General features: G+C 38.7%; 1 rRNA gene. It reads right to left on the reverse strand.

From position 1 onward, the window contains the following. Window positions 1-319: 319 nt before the first annotated feature. Window positions 320-414: ribosomal RNA gene (locus IRQ95_RS22040) — 16S ribosomal RNA — on the reverse strand; the annotation flags it as partial.

A 414-nucleotide genomic window follows, 5' to 3' on the forward strand; every position in this document is an offset into this window, starting at 1 on the left:
TCACTTAACCATACAACCCGAAGGAGTTTCGAATTGATGTTAAACAACCAAAGTTGCTATCTCATTATTTGAATGAGCGAGATAGCTTTCGATTTTGCCGGACTCAAATATGTTTTGCTTACTGAAACAGTAARACAAAACCCAAGAACACTTGAATGTGTTTTTGTGTATTCAATAAATTGAATACTTTGAGAACTTTACAAACAACAATAAATTGTTGTTTTGTCAGCTTTCCAAATTGTTAAAGAGCAATAATAGCTCGAAGCTTTCGCTTCAAAACCATCAATCTGTGTGGGTACTCATCACGATAATCATCGTATAAGGAGGTGATCCAGCGCCAGGTTCCCCTAGCGCTACCTTGTTACGACTTCACCCCAGTCATGAACCACAAAGTGGTGAGCGTCCTCCTCGAAA

Source organism: Vibrio fluminensis (genome assembly GCF_015278125.1).
Lineage (GTDB): Bacteria > Pseudomonadota > Gammaproteobacteria > Enterobacterales > Vibrionaceae > Vibrio > Vibrio fluminensis.